Raw genomic sequence first — 18,711 nt, 5'->3', positions numbered from 1 at the left:
GGAGATTTTGCACATGAAAAACCCAGTCGTCCCAATCCTTCGCATCAAACAGATAGGCCATATTGGCGGAAAAGGTTCCTACAGTCACGAGGCTGCAAAACAATACTTCCCCGAAGATTTTTTCACTTCCTTTGACCATTTTGAAAATGTATTCAAGGCACTTGAAAATAAAACCATCGACTACGGCGTTGTCCCAATTGAAAATTCTTCGACCGGCGGAATCCGTGATGTATACGACCTTCTCATTAAGTGCAAACTTCACATAGTCGGCGAGGTTTATGTTAATATAGAACACCATCTGCTTGGACTTCCCGGTGCATCCCGAAAAGATATTCAAATGGTATGCTCTCACCCCCAAGGGCTCATGCAATCTTCCGAATTCATACGCATAAACGACTATGAAACGAAGCTATGCAAAGATACCGATTCTGCCGCCGCTTTCATCAAAGAAAATGGCAACCCATCTTTTGCCGCTATCGCTTCCGCATCAGCTGGTCGGATACATAATCTCAATGTCATCGAAAAAAGCATAAGCAATTTCAGCCACAACACAACGCGTTTTTTCGTTCTAAGCTCCAAGCCGATGACTCCATGTGAAAACGGTCTTACGAGTCTGGTCTTCACCACACGCCACGAACCAGGGTGCCTTTACAGCGCGCTAAAGCATCTGTCCGACTATGGAATCAACATGCTTCGGATAGAATCCCGACCAATGGAAAACAGACCATGGGAATACTATTTTTTTGTCGATATCGAAGGCTCGACTAAAGATAGCAAGGTGCAGTCCGCCTTGGCCCATCTCGAAAAGCATACGCTTTTTTTCCGCATACTCGGATCATACATAAATGGAAAGATAGAAATAGAAAGCTGCGGATAACCGCAGCTTCAAAATCATAGCATAAAATAATTTAATGCAAGATATATTATATACATTCCGAAAAGGATCATACCCTCAATTTTGTTAATTTCCTCGCCTTCTTTAGCTCTACTAGTAAATAGCCTAAAGGTAGTTAATATTACAAGCATTGCCGGAATCTGCAGCTTATAAAAAACAACCGGAACATCAAGTCCGCCCTTGGTAACAATGGCGGCACTTCCTATAACAAAAAGGACATTCAAGATGTCCGCTCCTACAACGTTGCCTATGGCGATTTCGCCATGGCCTTTCCTGACTGCAGTAACGCAAGTTACCAATTCCGGAAGGCTTGTCCCAAAGGCAACCAGGGTAGCAGCAATTATACCCTGCGGTATACCAATTCTTATTGCCGTTATCTCAACAGATGAAATAAGTATTTGAGAAGAAACAACAACCAATACCACTCCAATGAAAAGTTTTATGAGCACCATCGGCAATGAGACTTCTTCATCAGCTTTCAATTGTTCCATAGCTCCATGGGCCGTCCGTGACCAACGAATTGAAATAATAATATATGAAATCAACAGCAAAATAAAAATTCCGCCAACCATCTGACTTATATTTCCATTTCCCGTTCTGGAAAAAATCGGCAATGCAACGACTGCCAGTAGAAACCCTGCCAAAAGTTGCAATTTCCCCTGATGATTTACAACGCTCTTATCAACAGGAAGCCTCCCAAGCAATGCCGATATGCCTATTATCAATCCTGTGTCGGCTATGATTGAACCTATCGCATTACCAAGTGCCAAGTCGGGATTCCCTTTAACAGCCGCTAAAACCGATACTGTAGCCTCCGGCAATGTTGTTCCTAGGGATACTATCGTCGCTCCAATTATCATCTTTGGTATTCCCCAACGAACAGACAGGCTGACCGCTTCTTCTACCAATATATCGGCACCTTTACTCAGCAGCGCAAGTGAAATCGCTATGACTAAAAACAGAAGCAAAGTAGACCACTGGGTGAATAATTCATGTAATATTATATCCATGTCGGTTTCCCCTTACATATTTTCTTATAAACAAAAAAACACAGCAATCCAAATTGCTGAGTCTCACAAAACACTTTTGTCAGCAGAACCGGGATTTTCATCCGTGTTGACGACTCTGCCTCCCTTTCGGGACTGTTACTCCCTCACCATCTTAATTGTACACCATATAACACATTCGTCAATACCCTTTGTCTTAACAAATTTCCATGTTATTTTTATATGTTTGGTTCTTAGGCTACATCATTTTACTTGTTTTTAATGTTATTTTTTTAACATTATATTCTCCGCATTGTTATTCTTTTGCTTTAATTTAGGTAAAAAAGCACCTATGGATTTATTCCATAGGTGCTTTTTTTAGATTCAAACCCTAAAATATGCTTTTCTTTTACATTCTGAATTTTATTTCATCTCCATCAAGCTGATAGAAATGGTCAGGGAACACTCCCCTGTATACATTTCCCTTATTATCCGTAGCTCGGATCAGGAAAAACACCTCGCTTTTTTCTCGCGCATATCTATCTCCTGACTCCTGAGCTTGCAAATAATCGCTACAGGCTTCTCCCTCCAACATGTAAGTTCCGACAAACTGGTACAAATTTGTTTCTTCACCGGCGAACTCAGGCGTCGCCGGTATTTCATTCGTTATTTCTTCAATATTCTTTTTCTCATAGCCCTTGCCGCTTAAGAGGTCTATCGTATCAACCTTGGTCTCTCCTACGTAAACGTCCGCCTCTATGCTTTTAAAATCGATATCCCTTGCTAGGCCTGACAATTCACCCAGCACCTTGGGGTGAACAGACAAAAGAGTAACATAGAAATCGATTGTGCCTATGTCGGGATCATGGCTAAACTTAATGCTTGGCACCCTTCCATCTATCTCGACCATCCTATTTGCTATTCCTTTTAAATTAATCCCTGCGAGTTTCTCGGTCCTTGAGCCCGCTTCGTCAGTTCCCATAAGCTCGAATGAATAATTATCATCCGCAAGCTCAAGCTGCAGGCTATATGTCATTCCTTCGCTTTCAGGTATTTCGATTCTTTCGCTTTTGCCACCATCCTCTGATGTTGCAATGATGTAAAGTTCTTCCCCATTCTTCTTTTCATTGATCGTAAATGTCAGATCGGCTTCGAAATCAGAATAATCGTCGTTTGCTTTCGCGACCTCTATTTCCGACTCCCTCACCCAAAGAGCCTGCTTCTTCATTTCATCCGCAGCCTGGTAAACGCTTGAGCTTATGTTCATTATTTCGTTTGACATAGAGTTGCTCATGTTGTTAATTTGATTCCTGAGCTGCTCGATATCCGAAGCCATCCCGTAATTTTTAAATAAAGAAAAAACCAGCAGTACAACAATCAAAATATTTGTTTTTTTCATCCTTATCCCCTTTTCTTCATTTCTATATATTTTACCGTATTACTACTATAACATTTTTGATTTATTCACTGCCAAAAATAATCTTCAATCGACGTTTTCTTCCTTCAGCCTCTCCACAATTAGCAAATGTTGAACACTGGATGCTACGTCTTTAGGATAATATTCTCACCCAATTCAGGGATAATTGCCTCCACATGCCCTTCGAGCCTGTTTAAAAAACCTTCCAATTCCTCATGGTCAATTCCGTTCTCGCTGTCAAACTTATGCACCTTGTAATCAGACATTTTAATAGCCTCCTTTTATGTTTTAAACAAAAGCAAGACAATGCATAACCCTTAACGGGTATGCATTGTCTTGCTAAATAACGAAAATGCTGCTCTATCTTATAAAACTCATATATGTTTTACCTTCTTTTTCAGGCTCTATAATGTTTTTCTTGCCACTCTTCAAGACTTTCATTGTCCACGCCATGTTTTTACCCAATACTCTCATGATCTGTAGGCCCTCTTCGTCCTTAAGTGCATCTCCCGGCGCAGTACCGTGGATAACATTCCAATAATTCGAGGTCGGTACAATCATTTCAGCATAATTGATGTAATTATTCAGCTGATTGAATGCCGGAAGCCCACCGGAGCGCCTTACTGCGACTACCGATGCCCCAACCTTGTGTCTGAAAAGCCCTCCATTTTTGCTTGCTACATAAAAAGCCCTATCCAAGAACGATTTCATCGTCCCAGCAACTGCTGCATAATGTACCGGAGAGCCCAAAAGCATTCCATCCGCTTCCTTCATTTTCTGCACACATTCGTTTACACCGTCTTGGCCAAAAACGCATTTCTCGTCCTTGTTTTTGCCGCATTGCCCGCAAGCCGTACACCCTCTAATAACGCGGTTTCCAATATGGATAATTTCAGTTTCAATGCCTTCCTTCTCCAGCTCATCAGCAACGATTCTTAGCGCATAGTAGGTGTTACCTTCTTTATTGGGGCTGCCATTAATTGCAACTACTTTCATTTGTATTCCTCCATTTCATTTTTATATATTATAATCGTTTCTGATATGCATTAATAGATGTTTTCTCTCGCCGTTAAGTTTTCCTCTTGAAATAGTTCGATTTTATCCATGCCTTGTTTAATAAAAAAAACTAATTCTTGATGCGATCGGTCTTTTGCATTTCTCTCACTGCATATTTTTCTCGGCCTCGCTAATAAAGTTCCTAATGACATTGTAGCAGCATTTTCCAGTGGGATTGTTTTTTTCGCACTCGCAAGGTTTTCTCGACCCATTATAGTTAAGAATCTTTTCGATATCATTGGTTTTCAATTCCATCATGGCCTTCAAAATATCCTTGTCTGTGATATTCGAGCAATAACAGAGTATGACAGGCTGTGCATCCTTTTTAAACCAAACCGGGACTTTTAGCTGATCCTTTAGTATCTTGGATCCATCGCCAAAATATATTACGTCACAATCATGGGTTTTGCAAATATAATAATCTGAAAGTTTCACATCACTAGGGTTTTTCACCAGGCTCCTGACTGTTAAAAGGGATACAGGTTCTCCTCTTTTCCCGCAAACAGGACAACTTCTGTCCTCCAAACGCAAACTTATTATTTCAGACTGACAGCAATCGCATTGGCTCATAAAGCATCTCTCCTTATTGAAAATATTTGGATTGGCTAACCGGGCTTTCTAAAGTTCCATTGCCATTATAAAAAATCCGCAAAAGCTTGCATTGTCCACCCTCAAGGATTCGTCCATCTCCTTTTTCATTTCATTTATCTGCCGCCTGTATTCTCTATAAAATTCGTAACTTGGTTGCGGTTTGTACTCGACGCCCTCAAGCTCGAAATATTTAATTACCCCTTTTGTCGTTGTCGGTTTGATGAAAACCTCTTCTGAAGGATTTGAATAAAGAAGGCAAACTGTCAGTATGGTCCACTTGGCCATCTTGTATTTTTGCAAAATATCGAGCATTTTATTGAATCCCTTTTCCTGGTCGCCATGAAGAAGTTCATCCATGCTGCCACTTAACTTAATCTTCTCATCATCGCTCATATCTCTAACAATATCCCTGAACCTGGTTTTCTCAAATATCGATACCATGGAAGCTCCTGCCACAATTTTCTGTATCGCTTCGACGGCTGCAATTGGATCCTTAAAACTATCACTCGAAAGAGATCTTTTCGTCATTTCAATCATCTTTTCAATCTTGTGTTTCTTTGCGATCTCAAGCATTTCCGGATTGGAAAATCCGCCGGGATATTGCATCAAAAACCTATCTTCCGCCAACCTCAATTTTTCAATATTCATTTATCAATCTCCCTATGTCGGATTCGTCATTATCCGCCGCCTATTTGCTTGCTCTACTTATTTTATCATTTCATGCGAGAATAATCCAATTCGAGACAATTGCTATACGGCTTCAAAACGCCTCTCCCGTTTGAACGAAATTACGACCTTGAACAAATCACCATCTACTAAAACCTTAAAGTTTCCTCCGCATACTCTTGTGAAACTTTCAGCTATGGAAAGCCCCAATCCGCTCCCTTCAGATGTTCGAGACTTGTCTCCACGGCTAAACCGCTGAAGAATCTCGTCTTCTGTGAAGTTCATCTCATAGCTCGCCGTATTTTTGATTGTTGCTACTACGTTTTCGCCATCCACTTGGAGATTCATGTAAATCCGTGAACCTTCAAGCGAATACTTCAGAGCGTTGTCCAATACGTTTTGGAACACCCTGTAGAGCTTCTTTCCGTCGGAAAAAATCATGATAGGCTCATCCGGCAGCTCAGTCTTAATTTGGATTCCTGATTTTTCTACTTCGTCTTCCATGTCCCCCAAGGTTTGCTCAATCAATTTCTTTATGTCGAGGGTTTCCATTTCCATCGAAATGTCCCCGCTGCTGCTCTTAGCCAGATCGAAAAGGTCAGACACGATGTTCTTGAGTCTGTTTGTTTTCTCCGAAAGTATCTGGACATAGTCCCTGGCAGAAGGGGACAAATCCTCTTCCTTGAACAAAAGATCCACATAACTTATCATAGACGTCAAGGGCGTTTTTAAATCATGGGAGACATTTGTAACCAAGGCGATTTTCATTCGTTCTGCCTTCATCTGTTCACCCATGCTCTCGTCGAAGCCCTTGTTGATATCAATAAAGGTTTTATTGGTGCCCTTTATATACCAATAGACTATCATCATCTCTAAAACCGGAGGCAATACGACAAGCGGCAGTACACCCAGAAACAGAAACACGAAGGTCAGAAAAACCATGGCTGCGCTCGCTACTATGAAAACCCACTGACGTTTGAAAAGCGACGCGGTAAGTGTATTTCCTTTGAAGCGCCTTCCGTCGAATAGGCTCTTGAAGAAATCATAAATCGTCATGGCCGCCACATAGACGAAGCTGTGCTTAATAAGTTTTCCGGCTTTCATCTTTCTTGCCAAGGATAGGAGAATGACTCCGCAAAGAGCCGTCGCTAGCGCCGTGGCCGCTCCTACCGTGGCCATTGAAAAAAACTGCGATGCGCCAAGCCCGTCGAATACTGATCCACGCCTCATGAAGGCAAATTCATCAATGGAAATTATCCACAGCAAGATTATCGGTACGAACAATGCAAGCAAAATATCGGAATAAATGCTGTCAATTTTCGCCATATGCAGTTCTCTGTCGCCCGGCTTTCTGCCAGTTGTCCAAACAAGAAAAACAATGAGCAAAAGCGCCAATGTCGCGCTCGCTGCAATTCTTAAAACGAGTGGCTTTAGAACGGTCCTGTTTTCTTCCCAATTCAGTTGCTTTTCCCCTATGAATTCATCCGTAAATGCCACATAGGCTACTGCGTCGGAATCGGAAATTCCGTCTGTATACCCGTATGTCTGAAGTTGCATATTCAAATTCTCTCCATCATACCACTCTCCATTTTCAAGATAATAGAAGGTTTCATCGTAATACTCATAAAACTCCCTGTCCTGACGGGATATATTGCCGAATGATTTTTCGCCGTCTGTAGCATAATAGATAAAGCCGGGCTCGCTTTCCACTTCCCCGCCTTCCGCAATCATCCTTGATACTCTATACAAGGAATTTTGAACATCGCCGAAATAGTATTCTTCACTGTCTATGTACCTGTCCACAACAAGGCATTCAAGATTCCCGTTAAAGTACTCACCGTATTGGATTTGAACAGCTATGGCCGCAAGCGCCAAAACAACGATGACAAAGGCCAGAAATTTCATGCCTCCGTGAGTGCTAATTTTTCTCAATTTTGTATCCAATGCCCCACACCACCTTTAAATAGTTTGGCTCTTTGGGATTGATTTCAATCTTTTCACGGATACGCCTTATATGTACCATCACTGTGTTCTCAACCGAATACGGAGTCGCTTTCCATACACGCTCGTAAATCTTTTCGGCTGAAAAAACTATGCCCTTGTTTTTCATCAGGAGTTCAAGTATTTGAAACTCCTTGGCCGTAAGATGCACATCCTCTCCGTCAACCTTAAGCTGCTTTGCGTCCGTATCAAGGCAAAGCCCGCCCACAACGATTTGCGATGAGCAATTGACACTTTCCATGTCTCCAAGGTGCATGTAGCGCCTAAGCTGACTATTGACCCTTGCAACGAGTTCCTGTGGATTGAAAGGCTTCGTGACGTAGTCGTCGGCCCCCATTGAAAGCCCGAGTATCTTGTCGCTGTCCTCGGATTTTGCCGAGAGTATTATTATGGGTATGTTCTTGCTTTCGCGAATCTTGAGCGTTGCTGAAAGCCCGTCAAGTTTCGGCATCATTACATCCATTAAAATAAGCTGTATATTGCCCGAAACAAGGGCTCCCAAAGCTTCAAGGCCATTATAGGCCTTTACCACTTCATAGCCTTCCCTCTCCAACAGTTTTTCTATTGCTCCCGCTATTTCTCTATCATCGTCAACCACGAGAATTCTTGCATCTTCCATTTTGGCGTATCCCCCTTCCCTAAAGCCTTACTCTATACGATAGTGCATAAATCTTAAAATAATCTCGACTAGTTTCTTACGATTTTCTTAATAATCAATCAAGATCCTGAATGCTCATCTTCTTAAGTTCATCGCTGTTCTTTTCCTTTACCTTTGCTCTGCACGCCAGATATATGACATAGTTTATAGCTGCCGGTATAGACATCTTCTTATGGATAATGATTCCAATTATGGAAATCTAATAAAATAATACCATTATGCACAACCGAATCAAACAACATATCCCGCAGAAAAGCCAAAAAGCCGAAGGTTTCTTGGCCTATTCATCTACTACTTCTTATATAAAACCTTATTTTCCTTCAAAAGTTTTTCTTCCCATATCATTTCAAGCAATGTTAGGTCATCACCATAATCTGTTTTGGATTCATCCTTGTCATATTCAAGTCTTTCAAGTATTTTTACTGAAAACCCTTCTTTCCCATATTCCTTCCATTCCTTTTGCAATTCTCTATTCTGGTGATTTCCAGATCCCAGTTTAAATAAATCGCCATTCATTGTGCCCTTCAAATCGTTTGTTGCCTTAATATAGCACTTATCCTTGATAAGCGACTTGATTTCAAAAATCCCCATGGGCTTTTTCATAAGCTTGTACTGCATTTTCAATTCTTTTCTTCTATCCATTTCTAATAGCCCAGCTCCCTGAGTACCCCACTCAATGTTTTCATGCGCTCTGCAAGAATTTCGTCGTCATTGCTTAATGCCTGATTGAAAAGCTTTATGTCCTCGTTTATTTTTTCATTGTCTGTACAAATAGCCACGTTCATTGCATCTCCTTGAAGTCCAATCCTATCAATGGTTGGATTTTCCGTATCATAAAGCTTTTCATATCTGTAAGCTTCCTTGAAATGAAGCTTACTTCTGCATATCAGAATAGCCAAATCAAGAGCTCTGTGAAGCGGCATTTCCTCCGACTGCCTAGACCATTTTTCTCCTGTATGTCTCCAAACCTTGGCCGAAATATCCACTTTGCCCCTGTCGTTCCATTGCGCTAATCCCAAAGAAAGTCCCTTTGCATCGGAATCATATGCCTTTCTTCCATCCACATTATCATAATTTTCCGAAATAATAACCGGCTTGTGTTTTAAAGTTGTAGGTATTTTCATAATTTTCTCCTCCTGAATAATTATTTGCATAGCGCGAAAATCATCTATTCCTTTTTATTATTTACTAGTTTACTAAATTACTGCTTTCAATCACATTGTACGATAACTTTATCAATATGTAAAGTAATAGCATTTAGAAAGAATGCACATGCCTATTCGGGCATGCGCATTCTTTCTAAATGCTATTAGTCAACTGCAATATATAGATAGACTTTTTATAGATATGTATAAGTCTTAATCATTTCACCAATTGTATTATCATTATTATTGCAGCCAAAAGATTGGTGATTGCAAATATTTTTTTTAGATTTCCAGGTTTGCTTTTTATTGCGCATTTGCTGCCAATCAGGCCGCCAACAACTGCTGCTATTGTTAGAGGAACTGCAAATTGCGGATTGAAATTGCCGCTTACATTCTGTCCCATAAATCCCATAAAGGCAGTAGCCGCAACCATTGCGGAAGAAGTCCCTACTGCTATTTCCATTGGAATTCCACAAAGCATCACCATGAGCGGAATCTTGAAAACCCCTCCTGAAATTCCTATTGCACCTGAAACAAGTCCAACAAGCGCTGTGATTGGCAGAGTAAGCCATAGATTCACAGTGTAATTATAATTCTTAAAAGATCTATTCCAATATCCGAACCTTTTAACCTTATCTATTGGCTTCTCCTTGACCGATATAAACATGAAACAGGAAACTGCCACAAGAACTGCAACAAATACAATTTCCAGCAGTTCCCCATCAATATTTCCGGCATAATATCCTCCCACAAACGCCATTATTGCTGTTGGAGGATCGATGACAAGAGCCAATTTCCAATCAATTTTCTTGTGTTTATTAAAAACCGTCATTGCTGTAACGGATGTCGCCATCATTATTAGCTGCGACGTAGTAGCTGCTTCATGCATGGCAACTCCAAAAATAAGCATCACAAGCACATAAAAAGTGCCTCCGCCTTTCCCCACCATTGACATCACAATTGCAATAACAAATACTACTAAACTCATTAACAAGGCTTGATTCATTTCAATCATCTCTCTCAACATTATTAATACTAATTACCACAACTTAATAAGCATATCATATTCACTCATTTGTTTTTCATTATTTTCAAAACACCTTCCAGTATCGCTGCGGGGGAAGGAGGACATCCAGGAATATGAATATCTACAGGAATAACTTCATCAACTCGCTGAATCACTGAATATCCATCTTTATAAATCCCTCCATCATAGGAGCATGCACCAAGAGCAATTACTATTTTAGGATTCGGAATGGCTTCGTATGCTTTTATAAGCGCTTCCTTCATGTTGATTGAAAGGGCTCCACTTACGATTAATCCATCGGCATGTCTTGGAGATGCCGCAATATGGATTCCATACCTGGACATATCGTAATAAGTGTTCCCGATCGCGGACAATTCAAGAAAGCATCCATTGCATGATCCTACATCGACGGCTCGTAGTGTAAGCGAGCGCTGAAATGTAGAATAAACCTCTCGCCTGATTTTTTCTCTAAGCTCTTCAATGGCGGATATTTTGTAATCATGTGTCATTTCCAAAGAATCATTCGGACAAACATCGATACACAATTTGCAAAATATGCATTTTCTGCTGTCCATTTCAAGTTTTCCATCCATTATTGATATGGCATTTACGGGACATTCTTTTTCGCACAAACCGCAAAGATTGCATGTCTCGCTATCCACTTCTATTCTTCCGTAACTATAAACATTTTCACCTAGTGGGTCTTTAATAGTCTCAATACCATTCTTGATTCTATCCAAAATCAATTTCACTGTTTCCACCTACCTGTCGTTTTCCGAATAAGACATGTTGAAACTTTTATTGCATAACGGGAAATCGGGCACTATCTCGTCCAATACAGCTATTGTAAGACCCTTCCAATTTGTAAATGATGGAGTCTTGAAATAGATCCTGTCAAACTTGTTGTTTTCGCCCATTTTACCATATACCATCAACTCACCCTTGGCCGTCTCAACTATAGATATAGCTTCCATTCCTTTTTCAAGCTCTATAATCGGCCTATTTTTCTTAATTTCATTATCGATATTACTCAAAGCCATTTCAATAAATTTAAATGCATCATCTATTTCAGCAATTTTAAGCTTGTACCGTTCAAAAACTCCTCCGATATGCTCTATATTATTCGTTTTTTTTATGTCGCCATATATTTCATAAGGAAAGCTTTTTCTTACATCATAATCCACACCTGACGCTCTCCCTACAACCCCTGTCATCATCAGTTTCTTAGCAATATTGTTCTTTACAATTCCGGTATTTTCAACCCTGTCAAGAAAGGTGAAAGACTCCAAGGTTACATCTGCAATCAACTTTATCCTATTCCGTATGCCGCCTAGAGTATCTAATATATTTCTTTTATTCTCTTGACTGAAATCAATATTGCTTCCCATTGGGACTATCGAATTCCTTGCATATCTACTGCCTGTCACGCGCTCAATCAGTTGCTTTATGATTTCCGCAATGTAACTTAGTTTCTTCGCCGGATAGCTGAAACCCACATCTACACATATGCCTGATACATCTTGCAAAAAATTATACAGTCTTTCTAGTTCTAGCAGCGCCACCCTCAAGGATTGGATTTCTCTTGAAACCTTGAAATTCAGCATTTTCTCTATCAGCAAAGCATATGCTTCGCCGTAAGCCAAAGTTGATTCGCATGCTACTCTTTCAAACAGAAGGTTTAATTTGTTTGCATCGATATTTTCAGCTATTTTTTCTATGCCTCTATGCTTATAATTCAATCTTATCTCCAGATTTTCAATGTCTTCTCCTATAACACTGAACCTGAAATGCCCCGGTTCGATAATCCCTGCATGTATAGGCCCTACAGGTATCTGAAATGCATCATTGCCTACTATCCTTTTAAATTCATAGTTTGGAATTTCATGATTCTCCTTTATTTTCCCCTTGTAAGGAAATCCTTTTCTTAACGGAAAAGCTTTCGCGTCCCAGATTTCATGTTTAACCGAATGCCTCACATCGCTTCCACCATCTATGCTTAATCCGAATAAATCGGATATCTCTCTCTCAAATAGATGCGCCTGGCTGAAGGTGTTTTGCATCGACACTAAAATATCGACAGTCGTATAAGTCAATATTACAAAATAACTTTCTTTACTGTTTGTGAAAACGATGCTGATTTTAAATTTGTCTTCTTTGCCTGTGTCCATGCAGAATTCCGCAATGAATTTCAATTTATATTGGTTCTTCAACAATACAGCAATAGGCTCTATGTTAGATTGGCTGCAATCGACATAAAGCTCATTAAGATTGTTGATTCTACTTTCTTCGCATCTGTATTTGCCAAGTTCCTCTTTCAACTCATCGATTCTCACAGCTTCACGTCCTCGGATATTTTATTTGAATCCTGATTTACTTAATTGATCAAATTCAAAACGTTGTTTATTATGGGATTGATTTGACTTTGGGAAAGACTAATATAGAATATCACGGTTAAGGTCGCAATCAACGGTACTAAGTTCTTTTTATCCATGCCGCTTCTTTCAGCCGGAATATCGCCCGATTCGAATACCATTCTAATAAACACGTTGATGAAACCTGCGAATACAATCAACAGGCAAAAAAGATATGCTCCGGCCAAAAAATAATTGCCGCCGGAAATCATGCTTATCAAAATACTGTACTCGCTGATAAATGATGCGAATGGCGGCACTCCCGTAATAACAAGCACTCCAAGTATCAGCATAAGAGCATTTATTGGCATTACTTTTATAAGATTCCTTACTTTTTCGATTCTTTTCGTGCCATATACATTTAGAATATTCCCTGAAACCAAGAACAGCAACGTCTTCCCGAAGGCATGGATTATCGAGTGAAGAATCGCTCCATATATCGCCAGATTCGAACCTATTCCAATCCCGATGGCAATGATCCCCATGTTTTCAACCGATGAGAATGCCAAAAGCCTTTTATAATTCTTCTGCTTCAATATGCTAAATGATGATACAAACAATGAAATGAATCCGAATATCATGAATAATTGTCTGGAATTTTCAAGTCCGGGGACATTTTTCAGAATCATATGAAACCTAATTATGTAGTAGAGCGCCAGATTAAGCAACACACCAGACATCATGGCGCTGATTGGCGATGGCGATTCGCTGTGGGCATCCGGTAGCCACGTGTGCATGGGTGCTAGTCCCGCTTTTGTTGCAATGCCTATGAACACAAATGCAAATGCATATTTCGCAATATCCGGATTGACAATGTCCGGATTCATTGCCAAGTAATTCCAGTTAATCATCGCATATGATGCATTTTCTATCGAAAACAGGAAAAAGATTATTCCTATCAATCCAAGTGCAATCCCGACTGAACAAATTATTATGTATTTCCATGCAGCTTCCAACGACAATTCATGCCTGTTGAATCCTATTAGAAACGCCGTCGAAAGGGTTGTCGCTTCTAGCCCCATCCACATCAATAGAATATTGGCCGAAAGAACCACAACCAGCATTGACAGTATGAACAGGTTGAACAGAAAATAATAAATCTTCGCATAGAAGGCATCTATTTTCTTTTCTTCGATTTCATGATTGATGTATCCACGTGAGTATAGTGAAACTATTAGGGATACTGTGGAAATGAGCACAAGCTGAATATAATTCAGACTATCAACAACAATCATTCCATTCATCAAGGAATATACACCATTGTTTTTCATAAGCGGATATAGTTTTAAGGCCGCCGCTACGAGAAAAAATAAAGACAAGGTGGTCATGTATGAAATTAAGTTGATTTTCCTGCTACATGATATAAAAATCAAAATTGCTGCCGCCGATATCAGATAACATATTATCATTTTATTATTCTACTCCTTAAGTTCGGTAAGAAAATCAGTATTTATGGTATCAAAAGTTTTGTTTATATGAAATATTATAACGCCCATGATCAACGCAAGAATCAACACCTCTAGCGCCATTCCCGCTTCCAATATCAATGGTATCTGCACGGCCGAAATTTCAAACAATATGATTCCGTTTTCGATAATCAAGAATCCAAACATCTGGGTGATGGCCTTTTTTCTCCCTATCATAACGGTAGCACCAATCAACACCAGAAAAATACCGGTTTGAAAATATAAATTGCCGGTTCTTCCGAAAAATGAAGAGATGATTATTATGTATACACTCGATAGAATGAAAGAATAGTAGCCATTGATGATAAGATTCAATTCTCTGTTCACTTTTAACGTCTTGATGGATTTATTAATGATATACGGTATTGCGATGACCTTGATTATTAACGTTATCAAAGCCAAGATATAGTAATGGTTTTCATGATACGAAAAACCCAAGTTAATGCATAGAACCGCTATTGCAAAAGACTGAAACGCGAAGCTTGAAATTAATATCTTCATTCTGCTTGTTCCTGATATAAGTATGCCTGTTATTATTATGATTGATAAAAATAATTGCGCCAAAAGTATGCCCCCTTAATTAATGAACCGACTGAAAGATATCGCAGCGATGATTAATGAAAATGATACTGCTATCAGATCCGGTGCTCGAAAAAGCCTTGATTTAGCTATAAGAACCTCTATAATCGCAATGACAAACAATATAATGAATACCTTTGCCAAGAACAATATCGCCGCCTCAGCTATCAACAAAAGCGACAGGGATGTCGCTATCCCAATCGGAAAAAATATATTGACTATCATAGCAATGAATATGGTGAATTTTATCATTGATGCCAATTCAACCAATGCTAGATCTCTGCCTGAAAGATCCAATACCATGGCCTCGTGAATCATGGTAAGCTCCAAATGCGTTTCGGGATTATCAATCGGCAATCTCGCATTTTCAACTACCAACACGATAAAAAAAGATACGAATGCCAGTATATCGCCTACTGAAAGCGATATTGCCAGAGAATTTTTTGCAGATATTTCGAATATGTTGAATGTTTCGTATTGAAAATACAGAAACATTATTATCAGAAACATCACAGGTTCGGCAAGCATTGACAAGAACAATTCCCTGCTTGTACCCATTCCGCCGAATGTAGATGATGAATCAAGTCCAAACAATGTGTTAAACAGCTTGATGCCTCCAAGTAGAAAAACAATCACAATCAAATTACCGACAAGGCTGCTTGCGCCGCAGAAAAAGACCGGAATCATGAATGCGCAGGTCAAGGATATGGATATCGCTAACAATGGCCCGATTTCTGTAATGAAAGAACTTTTGCCGGATCTGATTGTCTCTTTATTAAAAAGCTTTACAAGGTCATAGTAGACTTGAAAAACGCCAGGGCCCTTATAGCCACGCATGAAAGCCTTCATCTTTTTCAAAATCCCCGAAAAAATCGGCGATAGCAATATTAGAATTATTCCCTGTAAAATATTAAACAAATAATAGTTCAAATAACTTCCTCCAATCTAAAAACCCTTTGAACCAATGCATGCCTGATTGTAAAATCCAGATCCAAGCAGCCTCCGATTTCCATCACTTATCCAAATCTATACACTCCTAAAAGCGTCGCTCCCAAGGCAATGAATATGTATAAAACATAGACCCTTACCTTTCCAAGATGAATTCTTACAATCTTTCCCGCCAAATAATTCGTAAACCTGACAATTGGAATATATGCCTTCTTCTCGAAAACATCGTAGACCTGGTCATCGATATAGATAAGAGAAGTGACTTTTACACGCTTCGAATATCCCTGGACTTTTGCAAACAATCGCGTCTGCGGCTGTGACAATGCATTTGCCGTATACTGCATCCTGCCCGTCTGGTTAACGAACCCGCAACCCCATGTGTCTCCATAGGAAATAGTGCCTTTTCTTGCTTTAACCAACGGTTTCACAATAAGAAACGTCGTCAGCAATATGCCTGCAACTATCGATATTTCATAATTAACCGCGATTATTGGAATATTAATATCCGTTCCTATGTATAGAATCGACATAGAATGCAATAAACTATTTACTATCAATGGTGAAAAGACACCGAAAAGAACGCATTGGGCAGCCAGTATTCCCATTCCGATTTTCATTGTCATAGGTATTTTATGTATGCTTTCAGCTTTTGCGCTTCTGGGAGACCCCAGATATGTAATTCCGAAACTCTTTATTGCCGCGTATAAGGCCCCTCCGCCGGTCAATGCGATGATTGCTCCTGAAATCATTAAAATCCCAGCAACCCAACTGTCCGGAACTTTTGACACTCCCAGTATGAAGCTTTTCAAAATCAACATTTCACTCGCAAACCCATTCAAAGGCGGAATTGCCGATATTGATAGGGTGCCAATAAAAGCTGCTATAGTTGCGAATTTCATTTTGCCGTATAATCCACCTAATTCATTCATGTTTTTCGTACCGGTTGCGAATAAAACACTTCCCGCGCTTGCAAACAGCAAGCTCTTAAAAACGGCGTGGTTTAAAATGTGAAACAGCGCAGCCACCAGGCTCAAAAGAGAAAGACTGTTCAATCCATAATGCTTGAATACAAAAGACAATCCTATCGTTGCCAGGATCATTCCTATGTTTTCCGCGCTTGAATACGCGAGCAGTTTTTTTATATCCTTTTGAACCAATGCATTTAAAATTGAAAAAATTGCCGTTACAGCACCGATTACGCAAAGCACCAAAGACAAATTCAGCGGAAGCCCATCTACAAAAAAATACAGCACACGTATAAGCCCATACAAAGCAACCTTAAGCATCACACCCGACATAAGCGCCGAAGCATTTGACGGAGCACACGGATGGGCTTTAGGCAACCATGCATGGAGGGGAACAAAACCGGCCTTGGCTCCAAACCCAATGAGAGCCAAAATGAAAATAACCGCAACTCCGTGTTCTGTTATCTTGTAAGAGAATTGCCCAATTTCATTGAAGTCCATGCTTCCTGTGTATTTATATAAAAATGCAAACATAGCCATCAAGAAGAATCCGCTTATGTGCGTCATTATCAAATACATGATTCCCGAATTGATGTTCATTTGATTCTTGTATTCATAAATGACCAAAAAGAACGAACTAACACTCATCACTTCCCAAAAAACGATAAATGTCATGCTGTCCTTAGAGATAACGACCAAAACCATTGAAACAATGAAAACTAATGTCATTATCAGATTGTATCCAACAGAATATGTGCCTTTGTATTCCTTTAGATATCCCAATGAATAAATAAGTATCGGAATGGACACCAGTATAATAGTCGCAGCAAAAAATATTGATAGATTATCAATCATAATTCCATTTTGAAATAGTATCGAAAGCAAATAATCATCTCCTGGAAAAAAACAAATTATTATACATAATTCCGTATATGGAGCATTGTGAAACAAACCCCACCGACTAGTATATACCTAGTTTTAATAATCTCAAGATAAAATTTCGCATATTCATTAATTTGGAAATAGTTGCAGTTTATCGAATTTTCTGTTTTTATTCTCATAATAAAAACCCCCCAAACAAATGGAGGGATTCACTTTGCTATATTCTTATATTAACCTAAATGTATTGCATCTAAGCCTTTTAAAAATCCCTTGGCAAAAGCATCACTGCACTTTTTATAATGCTTATGTCCTTCTTTCCTAAACAAGGGACTTAATTCTCCCTTTGTTGCATTAACACCAGCCGCTTTAAATATATCTATCATGTCATCAGCTGTTAACGATAATGCGATTTTCAATTTTTTCAGCATAACATTATTAACGCTTCTATCGTCCTTTATGGCAAGTACCGATTTGGGGGGTTCCCCAGACAGGGATTTCTTTTCTCCTCTTTTAAAAATAATAAAGCCATTCAAAAACGACTCCAAGGAAAAATTGTCGCATTCTAAATCATATTTCTTTTCCTCAGTATCATTGCGACCACCGTCTGATGATTCTACAAACATCATTCTAACTTCTTCGTCAATCGCGCTACTTCCACCAAGCGTGAATATTTCTGCAATGTCTTCATTTTTTATATCTAAGGCATCTCTTAGTCGGATTAAAATTTCATTATTATTCATATGCAAACCTCCCGAACATCTTTATTAAGTGTCATCGTAAAACCCCCTGCTTTAGCTGTGGGGATATAAGGCAACGGTCTTGAGTTTTCCCCATAAACTAGTATACTATAAGTAGAACATATGTTTGCGAGGTGTTACTATGAGAACAGTCAAAATTAAACTTCAACCTACAAAATTTCAAGAACAAAAGCTTGTTGAAATCTCCAGTCTGTTCATTGAGGCTATCAATCATGCTGTCAGTGAAATGATTGAAGTTGGGCATTTTTTGAAAATTTCTT

At 39.4% G+C, this 18,711-nt stretch carries 19 protein-coding genes; 1 reads left to right on the top strand and 18 read right to left on the bottom strand.

Annotated features, from left to right (window positions below; all coding sequences use genetic code 11):
• The first annotated feature begins 13 nt into the window (after positions 1–13).
• The gene (pheA, locus tag JJE29_05240) at positions 14–877 is read left to right on the top strand and encodes a prephenate dehydratase (protein ID MBK5252020.1); all 864 of its coding nucleotides are present in this window, start codon (positions 14–16) and stop codon (positions 875–877) included.
• Between the two features lie 14 nt (positions 878–891).
• Here pheA and JJE29_05235 read toward each other — a convergent pair whose 3' ends face one another.
• From JJE29_05235 to JJE29_05150, 18 genes are all read right to left on the bottom strand, one after another.
• Complete coding sequence (locus JJE29_05235; GenBank protein MBK5252019.1) at positions 892–1,905, bottom strand: calcium/sodium antiporter; 1,014 nt, start codon at positions 1,903–1,905, stop codon at positions 892–894.
• A 385-nt stretch (positions 1,906–2,290) separates the two neighbouring features.
• Complete coding sequence (locus tag JJE29_05230) at positions 2,291–3,280, bottom strand: FlxA-like family protein (protein MBK5252018.1); 990 nt, start codon at positions 3,278–3,280, stop codon at positions 2,291–2,293.
• Between the two features lie 143 nt (positions 3,281–3,423).
• The gene (locus JJE29_05225) at positions 3,424–3,564 is read right to left on the bottom strand and encodes a hypothetical protein (protein ID MBK5252017.1); all 141 of its coding nucleotides are present in this window, start codon (positions 3,562–3,564) and stop codon (positions 3,424–3,426) included.
• Positions 3,565–3,658: 94 nt separating this feature from the next.
• The gene (locus JJE29_05220) at positions 3,659–4,294 is read right to left on the bottom strand and encodes a flavodoxin family protein (protein ID MBK5252016.1); all 636 of its coding nucleotides are present in this window, start codon (positions 4,292–4,294) and stop codon (positions 3,659–3,661) included.
• Between the two features lie 165 nt (positions 4,295–4,459).
• Positions 4,460–4,924: a (2Fe-2S)-binding protein gene (locus JJE29_05215; protein MBK5252015.1), complete on the bottom strand. Its 465-nt coding sequence runs from the start codon at positions 4,922–4,924 to the stop codon at positions 4,460–4,462.
• A gap of 48 nt (positions 4,925–4,972) precedes the next feature.
• Positions 4,973–5,593 carry a hypothetical protein gene (locus JJE29_05210; GenBank protein ID MBK5252014.1) on the bottom strand — a complete coding sequence of 207 codons (621 nt, stop codon included), beginning with the start codon at positions 5,591–5,593 and terminating at the stop codon, positions 4,973–4,975.
• A 102-nt stretch (positions 5,594–5,695) separates the two neighbouring features.
• A complete protein-coding gene (locus JJE29_05205; protein MBK5252013.1) occupies positions 5,696–7,555 on the bottom strand; it encodes a HAMP domain-containing histidine kinase in 1,860 nt (619 codons plus the stop codon).
• Positions 7,530–8,231, bottom strand: a complete 702-nt coding sequence (locus JJE29_05200) for a response regulator transcription factor (GenBank protein ID MBK5252012.1) — start codon at positions 8,229–8,231, stop codon at positions 7,530–7,532. The genes JJE29_05205 and JJE29_05200 overlap by 26 nt, the downstream gene beginning before the upstream one ends.
• A gap of 330 nt (positions 8,232–8,561) precedes the next feature.
• On the bottom strand, positions 8,562–8,912 hold the full coding sequence (locus tag JJE29_05195; GenBank protein ID MBK5252011.1) for a GIY-YIG nuclease family protein: 351 nt from the start codon (positions 8,910–8,912) through the stop codon (positions 8,562–8,564).
• A gap of 2 nt (positions 8,913–8,914) precedes the next feature.
• Complete coding sequence (locus tag JJE29_05190; protein MBK5252010.1) at positions 8,915–9,394, bottom strand: hypothetical protein; 480 nt, start codon at positions 9,392–9,394, stop codon at positions 8,915–8,917.
• A gap of 238 nt (positions 9,395–9,632) precedes the next feature.
• On the bottom strand, positions 9,633–10,421 hold the full coding sequence (locus JJE29_05185; protein ID MBK5252009.1) for a sulfite exporter TauE/SafE family protein: 789 nt from the start codon (positions 10,419–10,421) through the stop codon (positions 9,633–9,635).
• A 65-nt stretch (positions 10,422–10,486) separates the two neighbouring features.
• The gene (gene nuoB, locus JJE29_05180) at positions 10,487–11,194 is read right to left on the bottom strand and encodes an NADH-quinone oxidoreductase subunit NuoB (protein ID MBK5252008.1); all 708 of its coding nucleotides are present in this window, start codon (positions 11,192–11,194) and stop codon (positions 10,487–10,489) included.
• 9 nt (positions 11,195–11,203) lie between these two features.
• A complete protein-coding gene (locus JJE29_05175; GenBank protein MBK5252007.1) occupies positions 11,204–12,769 on the bottom strand; it encodes an NADH-quinone oxidoreductase subunit C in 1,566 nt (521 codons plus the stop codon).
• Between the two features lie 47 nt (positions 12,770–12,816).
• On the bottom strand, positions 12,817–14,262 hold the full coding sequence (locus JJE29_05170) for a hydrogenase 4 subunit F (GenBank protein MBK5252006.1): 1,446 nt from the start codon (positions 14,260–14,262) through the stop codon (positions 12,817–12,819).
• Between the two features lie 9 nt (positions 14,263–14,271).
• Positions 14,272–14,883 carry a hydrogenase gene (locus tag JJE29_05165; protein ID MBK5252005.1) on the bottom strand — a complete coding sequence of 204 codons (612 nt, stop codon included), beginning with the start codon at positions 14,881–14,883 and terminating at the stop codon, positions 14,272–14,274.
• A 12-nt stretch (positions 14,884–14,895) separates the two neighbouring features.
• On the bottom strand, positions 14,896–15,828 hold the full coding sequence (locus tag JJE29_05160; GenBank protein ID MBK5252004.1) for an NADH-quinone oxidoreductase subunit H: 933 nt from the start codon (positions 15,826–15,828) through the stop codon (positions 14,896–14,898).
• Positions 15,829–15,914: 86 nt separating this feature from the next.
• A complete protein-coding gene (locus tag JJE29_05155; protein MBK5252003.1) occupies positions 15,915–17,696 on the bottom strand; it encodes a hypothetical protein in 1,782 nt (593 codons plus the stop codon).
• Between the two features lie 227 nt (positions 17,697–17,923).
• The gene (locus JJE29_05150; protein ID MBK5252002.1) at positions 17,924–18,433 is read right to left on the bottom strand and encodes a DUF1456 family protein; all 510 of its coding nucleotides are present in this window, start codon (positions 18,431–18,433) and stop codon (positions 17,924–17,926) included.
• Between the last annotated feature and the right edge of the window lie 278 nt (positions 18,434–18,711).

The sequence above is a fragment of the Peptostreptococcaceae bacterium genome (assembly GCA_016649995.1).
Taxonomy (GTDB): domain Bacteria; phylum Bacillota; class Clostridia; order Peptostreptococcales; family BM714; genus BM714.
Note: the sequence above shows the minus strand (reverse complement) of the source record. Positions and strands in the feature narration are given on the sequence as shown.